Source organism: Nocardioides sp. CPCC 206348 (assembly GCF_048654705.1).
Classification (GTDB): Bacteria; Actinomycetota; Actinomycetes; order Propionibacteriales; family Nocardioidaceae; genus Nocardioides.
This window is the reverse complement of the sequence record NZ_JBMCZA010000128.1, coordinates 7,982-15,657: the sequence shown is the minus strand read 5'-3', so window position 1 is coordinate 15,657 and position 7,676 is coordinate 7,982. Positions and strand designations below refer to the sequence as shown.

Genomic DNA, 7,676 nt, shown 5'->3' with positions numbered 1-7,676 from the left:
TGCACGGTCAGCCGGTGCGTCTCGCGGCCGACCCGCTCCTCGAGGGGGGCGACGGCTTCGAGCAGGGCGGCGTCGGTACGCGCCGCGACCCACAGCTCGAGAGCCGCGGTGAAGACGGGCGACGCGAAGTGGTCGCCGAGCATCCCGACGATCGCGCGGGTGCGGTTCCTGCCGCGGGGCAGCTGTGCCGCAGCCGCGGCCAGTTCCTGACCGCGGATCTCGGTGAGATGGGCGACCGCCGCGACGACCAGGTCGTTCTTGGTCGGGAAGTGGTGCAGCTGGGCACCCCGGCTCACGCCGGCCCGCTCGGAGACGAGCGTGGTCGTCGTACCGCTGAAGCCCTTCTCGACGAGGAGGTCGACGGTGGCCTCCATCAGCCGCTGTCGCATGACGCGCGTGCGCTCCTCCTGGGGCACACGGGTCACGGCAGGGGTCGACACACCGCCAGCATGGACCCCAACTCACAAACAGTCAAGCATGACTGTTTGTTTACGTCGTCGTGATCAGGCGGTGACGGACTCCCGGTCACTGCCGTTGAGGTGGACCGGCAACGCCTCGACGCCGTACACGGCCGAGAGCTTGCGGAACTCGAGCGCCGAGATGTCGGCGGCCATGCTCAGGTCGGGGAAGCGCTCGGCGAGCATCCGCAGCGACGTGCGCAGCTCCATCCGGGCCAGCTCGGCCCCGACGCAGCGGTGCATGCCCCAGCCGAAGGCCAGGTGGCGCGTGGGTTCGCGGGTGGGGTCGAAGTCGCCGAGGCCCTCGCCGAGCTTCGGGTCGCGGTTCGCGGCGAGCAGCGAGACGCCCACCGCGTCGCCTGCCTTGATCTTCACGCCACCGACGACGACGTCGGTCTTGGCGAAGCGCAGGAAGGCGAGCTGGACCACGCACAGGTGGCGGAGCAGCTCCTCCACGACCCGGTCGACCGAGTCCGGGTCCGAGCGGAGCATCCGGCCGGCCTCGGGCGTGGTCGCGATCAGGTAGGTGCCGAGGGCGAGCATGCTCGCCGAGGTCTCGTAGCCGCCGAGGAAGACGCCGTCGGCGATGCCGCCGAGCGTCACGTCGTCGAGCTCGTCACCGTGCTCCTTGAGGAGCGCACCGATCAGGCCGTCGCCCGGGTTCTTGCGCTGCTCGCGCACCGCGTTGATCAGGAACTCGCGGGTGTGGGCGGCTGCACCGAAGGCACCGGCTCCACCTTCGGTGAGGTCGAAGCGCGCGACGCCGAGCTCGAGGAACCGCGCCCGGTCGTCGACCGGCAGCCCGAGCAGGTCGCAGATGACGTCGAACGGTACGGCGAAGGCGAACTCCTGCACCATGTCGACCGACTGGCCGTCGGCTCCGGCCGCAGCCATCGCGTCCAGGCGCTGCGTGACGATGGTCTCGATGCCGGGCTGCAGCCGTGCGAGGCGGCGCATCGTGAACTCCGGAGTGAGGTACTTCCGCAGCTGCGTGTGCAGCGGCGGGTCGATCATGCCGAGCCCGCCGATCTGCTCCTCGTCGGACTTGCCCTCCTGGGAGACGAACTGGCCGAGGTCGTTGGACCACGACGCGGCGTCCCCGGCGAGGACGTCGCGGGCTTCGTCGTACCCGCTGACGAGCCAGACCGTCTTGCCGAACATGTCGGCGAGCTTCTTGACCGGCGCCTCGGCCTGGACGTCCATCAGCGCGGGCAGCGGGTCGAGCCCGTCGCGCTTGAGCGGCAGCGTCACCGAGTCGGGCAGGAAGCGCAGCTTGCGCAGGTCGATGCCGTTGCGCATGGTCCGGTTGAGCAACCAGATGCCGACACGCTGTCTGAGCGGGCCGAAGATGGGATCGAACACCGGCCCGACCTTGGGACCGACGAGGGGGAGGCGACGCATGGCTCCATTCCACCAGACGATTCGTGACACGCGCGAAACCGATGTGCTCGCCACTGAGGGCTAGCCTGACCGCGTGGCTGATCACACCGTGCGCTGGGACGACTGGGATGCCGTGCTCTTCGACCTCGACGGGGTGGTGACGCCGACCGCCGAGGTCCACATGCACGCGTGGGCGGCGATGTTCAGCGCGTTCCTCGTGGAGCAGTCGGCGAAGGACGGCGTCACCTACCCGCCGTACACGGAGCAGGACTACTTCGACCACATCGACGGCAAGCCGCGGTACGACGGCGTGCGGGCCTTCCTCGCCTCGCGCGGCATCACGCTTCCCGAGGGCTCTCCGTCGGACCCGCCGAGCGAGGCCACCGTGTGCGGTCTCGGCAACCGCAAGAACGATGTCTTCTCCGAGGTGCTGGCCACCGACGGGGTCGTCGCCTACCCCGGGTCGGTCGCCCTCGTCGAGGACCTGCACCGCCGCGGCAAGGCGATGGCGATCGTGTCGTCGTCGCGCAACGCACCGGCCGTGCTGGCCGCGGCCGGCCTCACCGACTACTTCGGGATCATCGTGCACGGCGGCCTGGCCGCCGAGCTGGGACTGCCGGGCAAGCCGGCGCCCGACACCTTCTCCTACGCGGCCGCGCACTTCGGCGCCACCGATGCCCGATCGGTCGTCCTCGAGGACGCCACCAGTGGCGTGGCCGCGGGACGCGCAGGCGCCTTCGGACTCGTGATCGGCGTCGACCGCGGCGCCGGACCGGACGCCCTGGTCGAGGCCGGTGCGGACCTCGTCGTCACCGATCTCGACCAGTTGCTGGAGGAGTCCTGATGAACGCTCCCGAAGGGCCCGGCCCCTCCCACAAGGCCCCACCGGTCGCCGATCCACTCGACCGGACCCGCTTCCCCATCGACGAGTGGCGACTGGTCGAGACCCGCTTCTCGGGCGCCGACCTCGGCACGACCGAGTCGCTGTTCACCGTCGGCAACGGCTACCTCGGCCTGCGCGGCAACTACTCCGAGAGCCGCGACGCCCACCTCGACGGCACCTTCATCAACGGGTTCCACGAGACCTGGCCGATCTCCCACGCCGAGGAGGCCTACGGCTTCGCCCGGATCGGGCAGACGATCGTCAACGTCCCCGATCCCAAGGTGATCAGGCTGTACGTCGACGACGAGCCGCTGCAGGTCTCCGTCGCCGACCTCATCGAGTACGAACGCGCGCTCGACTTCCGCACGGGCGTCCTGACGCGGGAGCTGGTCTGGCGCACCCCCGGCGGCAAGCGGGTGCGGGTGCGCAGCACCCGGATGGTGCCGCTCGAGCAGCGCCACCTCGCCGTCCTCACCTTCGAGGTGACCCTCCTCGACGAGCGGGCGTCACTGGCGATCTCGTCGCAGCTGATCAACCGGCAGGACATCGAGCCCGAGGCCCCGACCGACGACGGTGACACCGGCGCCGGCTCAGACCCCCGCAAGGCCGAGTCGTTCAAGGGCCGCGTGCTGGTGCCCCGCCTGCACGACGCCGACCCGAACACCGGACGCATCAAGCTCGGCTACCGCACGGCCCAGAGCGGCATGACGCTCGGCGTCGTCGCCGACCACACGCTGGAAACCGTCGCGCACACGTCGATGAGCGTGCACTCCGAGGACGACATGGCGAAGGTGATCTACCGCGTCGCCGCCGAGCCCGGGGTCACCGTGAAGCTCACCAAGGTCGTCTCCTTCCACACCGCCGACTCGGTGCCGCCGCGCGAGCTGATCGACCGCTGCGAGCGGACCCTCGACCGGACGCACGAGGAGGGCATCGCCCACCAGTACTCCGCCCAGGAGGCGTGGCTCGCCGACTTCTGGCAGCGCGCCGACGTCGAGGTGCCCGGCCAGCCCGCCATCCAGCAGGCGGTCCGGTGGAACCTCTTCTCGATCCTGCAGGCCTCGGCGCGCGCCGAGGGGCGCGGCATCGCGGCGAAGGGAGTGAGCGGCTCCGGGTACGGCGGCCACTACTTCTGGGACACCGAGATCTACGTGATGCCGTTCCTCACCTACACGATCCCGTGGGCCGCCCGGAACGCCTTGCGGTTCCGCCACGCCCTGCTCGACAGCGCCCGGTCCCGCGCCCGCGAGCTCTCCCAGAAGGGAGCGCTCTTCCCGTGGCGGACCATCAACGGCCACGAGGCATCGGCCTACTACGCCGCCGGCACCGCGCAGTACCACATCGACGCGGACGTCGCGTACGCCCTGAGCCAGTACGTCGGCGCCACCGGTGACCAGGAGTTCCTGGCCCACGCAGCCGTCGACATCTTCGTCGAGACCGCCCGCCTGTGGGCCGACCTGGGCTTCTGGCGCGACGAGAGCCGCCGGACGTTCCACATCCACGGCGTCACCGGGCCCGACGAGTACACGACCGTCGTGAACGACAACCTCTACACGAACGTGCTCGCGCGCTTCAACCTCCGTCGCGCGGCCCGGGCGGTGTGGGAGCTGGAGCGCGACGACCCCGAGGCGCACGCGGCGCTGGTCCGTCGTACCGGGTTGGCTCCGGAGGAGCCACAGGAATGGGCCGACTGCGCGCAGGGGATGTTCATCCCGTTCGACGAGTTCCTCGGCATCCACCCGCAGGACGGCCACTTCCTCGAGCGCGAGATGTGGGACCTCGAGAACACGCCGCTGGAGAAGCGCCCGCTGCTGCTGAGCTACCACCCGCTGGTGATCTACCGGTTCCAGGTGCTCAAGCAGGCCGACGTGGTGCTCGCGTTGTTCCTGCAGGGCGAGGAGTTCACGCCCGAGCAGAAGAAGGCGGACTTCGACTACTACGACCCCATCACCACCGGCGACTCGACACTGTCCGCCGTGATGCAGTCGATCGTCGCGGCCGAGGTCGGCTACCACGAGCTCGCGCTGCGCTACTTCGTCTCGGCCCTGTACGTCGACCTCGACGACCGCCACAACAACACCGCCGACGGGGTGCACGTCGCGTCCACCGGCGGCGTGTGGAGCGCGCTGGTGTCCGGCTTCGGCGGCTTCCGCGACATCGGGACCGCTGCCGGCGACCAGCAGTGGCAGATCGATCCGCGGCTTCCCGACGACTGGTCGTCGCTCGTCTACCGGGTGACGCTGCACGGCACCCGCGTCCGGGTCACCGTCCGTCCCGAGGAGCTCGAGCTGTTCGTCGAGGACGGCACGGACCCGGTGACCTTCTCGGTGCGCTCGGAGCTGGTCACGGTCGGCGCCGGGTCACCGGTGACCCTGTCGTTGAAGCACCAGGGACCGCGCCTGGAGGGCGAACCGCCGTACCCGGCCGGGATCCAGCGGGCCGACGGAACGGTGATCTCGGCGATCGTCCCGACGGGCGACTGAGCCCTCCGGTCAGCTGGCGCCGCAGACCTCGAAGCCGTAGTCCTGGGCGATCTTGTTGGCGTCGGCGAACGGGTCGCCCTGGAGGATGGCGAGCGGGTCCGCCTCGACCTCGACGAGGCCCGCCTCGATGGAGTCGAGCATCTCGTTGATCGTGGCCGCGTCCTCGGCCGGCGCCTTCAGCGCGCGCAGGTCCTCGACCTGGCCCTTGACCTCGGGGACGAGCGTGTCGTTGACCGCCGCCCGGAACTCCGCCTCGGTCGGGTTCTCCGGGTCGATGAACCGGTCGTCGGCCGCGTCGATCTTCTCGTTGCTCGCCTTGCAGATCGCGTCGCCCTGCTCGATCAGCTCGGCCTTGGTGAGCGCCTGGTCCCGGGTCTCGGACGCCCTGTCGTCGGACTTGGCGGGCTCGTCGTCACCGCCGCATCCGGAGAGGCTGACGCAACAGGCAAGGACAGTGGCGATGGCGAGCTTCTTCACGCCCGGAGTCTAGGGGGAGACCGATCTCACAGCCCGGGTCGGGCGGAACGATGTGCGTCGCGGGGACGCCCGGGCGTTCACTGGACCCGTGACCTCGACCGCCGCCCCCGAGCAGATCAGCATCGCTCGTCGCTGGGCGATGCTCGCGGTCGGCACCGGGTCGCAGGCGGCCTCGGCGGCGATGGTCGTGGCGCCGGCATTCCTGATCCCCGAGCTGCACCGCCCGGTCTCCGAGGGCGGGCACGGGATGAGCCTGGCCGAAGCGGGTCTCGTCGCGTCCGCATCGATGGCCGGGATGATGCTCACCCTCGTGCTCTGGGGCATGGTCGTCGACCGCCACGGTGAGCGCTTCGCGTTGCTCAGCGGCCTGCTCGTCGCCGCCGCCGGCGGTGCACTGGCCACCATGGCCGGCGGTCCATGGCCGATGGCGGCCGCCCTGGCCCTGGCCGGCATCGGCGCCGCAGCCACCAACTCCGCCTCCGGCCGTGTGGTCGTGGGGTGGTTCCCGCCAGAGAGGCGCGGCTTCGCGATGGGGATCCGGCAGACCGGCCAGCCCCTCGGTGTCGGCCTCGCGGCCGGCACCGTCGCGGTCATCGCCCACGCACACGGCATCGGTCCGGCGCTGTGGGTGCCGACCGGCGCGGTCGCCCTGGGCGCCCTGCTCGTTGCGTTGGTCGTGATCGACCCGCCCCGCCCGTCGGTCGTCGCGGGCAGCCTGGCGAACCCGTATCGCACCGACTCCTTCCTCGCCCGCATCCACGGCGCCTCGGTGCTGCTGGTCGTCCCGCAGTTCCTCGTGTGGACCTTCGGCCTGACCTGGCTCGTCGAGGACCTCGACTGGTCCCCCGGCCTCGCCGGGCTCGTCATAGCCGGCACCCAGGTCGCGGGCGCCGCCGCCCGGATCGGCGCCGGCTGGGTGTCCGACGTCGTCGGCAGCCGGATGCGGCCGATGCGGTCGGTCGCACTGCTCGCTGCCGTGACGATGGCGTTGCTCGGGCTGGCGGCCGGCCAGGCGGGCCCCGACGGATCGACGTGGGTGACGGCGCTCGCCGTCGTCCTGCTCGTCGTCGCCTCCGCCATCACCGTCGCCGACAACGGCCTCGCCTTCACCGCGGTCGCCGAGCGGGCCGGCCCGTTCTGGTCCGGCCGCGCCCTGGGCATGCAGAACACCGCCCAGCACATCGCCGCCGCCGCGGTCCCTCCCGTGGCCGGCCTGTCCATCACGGTCTGGGGGTACGGCGCCACGTTCGCCCTCGCCGGCCTGCTCCCCCTGCTAGCGATCGCCGTCGTGCCGGTCGCGGCCGAGGGCGACTTCAGCTGACGTCGTAGTCGACGACGACCGGTGCGTGGTCGCTGAGCCTGGTGCCGCGGTGGTCGCGGTCGACCACCGCGCTGCGGGCCGAGCGCGCCAGTGCGGGTGTCGCGAGGTGGTAGTCGATGCGCCACCCGGCGTCCTTCTCGTACGCGCGGCCGAGCCAGCTCCACCACGAGTACGGACCGTCCACGTCAGGATGCAGGCGGCGCACCACGTCGACCAGGGTGCGCGGTGTCAGCTGGCTGTCCAGCCAGGCCCGCTCCTCGGGCAGGAAGCCCTCGACCTGGTTGCTGCGCCGCCAGTTCGCGACGTCCTGGCGGTCGTGCGCGACATTGAGGTCACCGGTCAGGAGGAACTCCCGTCCGGCGGATGCTGCGGTACGGCGGGCGTTCGTCAGGTGCCGCGCGAACCCGGCGAGGAAGGCCATCTTCCTCTCGTACTTCGCTCCGCCGTCCGGCGCCTCCCGCATCCGCTTCGGGTCCTGCAGGTGCACCGGCAACCCACCCTTCGGAAGGTAGAGGCTGGCCACCGTGATCGGGTGGTCGGCGAGGTCCACCTCGATGTAGCGGCCCTCCAGCGCATGGGGACGCAGCGCTCGTGGCAGCGGCTGCGCGAGGTCCGGCACCGCCCACGTACGCACCGCCGAGGGCGGAGTCCGGGTGAGCACGGCCACCCCGTTG

At 71.1% G+C, this 7,676-nt stretch carries 7 protein-coding genes; 3 read left to right on the top strand and 4 right to left on the bottom strand.

Translation table 11 applies throughout. The annotated features are described in order from the left end of the window. Together ACOADB_RS07530 and ACOADB_RS07525 are read right to left on the bottom strand one after the other, a co-directional pair. On the bottom strand, positions 1 to 440 hold a 440-nt coding region (locus ACOADB_RS07530), incomplete at its 3' end, for a TetR/AcrR family transcriptional regulator (protein WP_378597346.1). Between the two features lie 63 nt (positions 441 to 503). Beyond that, positions 504 to 1,859, bottom strand: a complete 1,356-nt coding sequence (locus ACOADB_RS07525; protein WP_378597345.1) for a cytochrome P450 — start codon at positions 1,857 to 1,859, stop codon at positions 504 to 506. Between the two features lie 73 nt (positions 1,860 to 1,932). On the opposite strand from ACOADB_RS07525, the gene ACOADB_RS07520 reads away from it, so the two are divergent. Together ACOADB_RS07520 and ACOADB_RS07515 are read left to right on the top strand one after the other, a co-directional pair. Next, positions 1,933 to 2,682: an HAD family hydrolase gene (locus ACOADB_RS07520; RefSeq protein WP_378597344.1), complete on the top strand. Its 750-nt coding sequence runs from the start codon at positions 1,933 to 1,935 to the stop codon at positions 2,680 to 2,682. After that, positions 2,682 to 5,204, top strand: a complete 2,523-nt coding sequence (locus ACOADB_RS07515; protein ID WP_378597343.1) for a glycoside hydrolase family 65 protein — start codon at positions 2,682 to 2,684, stop codon at positions 5,202 to 5,204. Before ACOADB_RS07520 ends, ACOADB_RS07515 begins: the two co-directional genes overlap by 1 nt. A gap of 9 nt (positions 5,205 to 5,213) precedes the next feature. Here ACOADB_RS07515 and ACOADB_RS07510 read toward each other — a convergent pair whose 3' ends face one another. Continuing rightward, positions 5,214 to 5,681, bottom strand: a complete 468-nt coding sequence (locus tag ACOADB_RS07510) for a hypothetical protein (protein WP_378597342.1) — start codon at positions 5,679 to 5,681, stop codon at positions 5,214 to 5,216. A gap of 88 nt (positions 5,682 to 5,769) precedes the next feature. Between ACOADB_RS07510 and ACOADB_RS07505 the strand changes: the two genes are divergently transcribed. After that, on the top strand, positions 5,770 to 7,002 hold the full coding sequence (locus ACOADB_RS07505) for an MFS transporter (protein WP_378597341.1): 1,233 nt from the start codon (positions 5,770 to 5,772) through the stop codon (positions 7,000 to 7,002). On the opposite strand, the gene ACOADB_RS07500 is transcribed toward ACOADB_RS07505, so the two are convergent. Continuing rightward, positions 6,995 to 7,676, bottom strand: a 682-nt coding sequence (locus tag ACOADB_RS07500; RefSeq protein WP_378597340.1) for an exodeoxyribonuclease III, incomplete at its 5' end; no start/stop codon positions are given. The two genes, ACOADB_RS07505 and ACOADB_RS07500, sit on opposite strands and share 8 nt — an antisense overlap.

Bases quoted from the DNA above. Each gene is read 5' to 3' on its own strand.
- ACOADB_RS07515 (WP_378597343.1), top strand. From the start codon at position 2,682: ATGAACGCTCCCGAAGGGCCCGGCCCCTCCCACAAGGCCCCACCGGTC.
- ACOADB_RS07525 (WP_378597345.1), bottom strand. From the start codon at position 1,859: ATGCGTCGCCTCCCCCTCGTCGGTCCCAAGGTCGGGCCGGTGTTCGAT.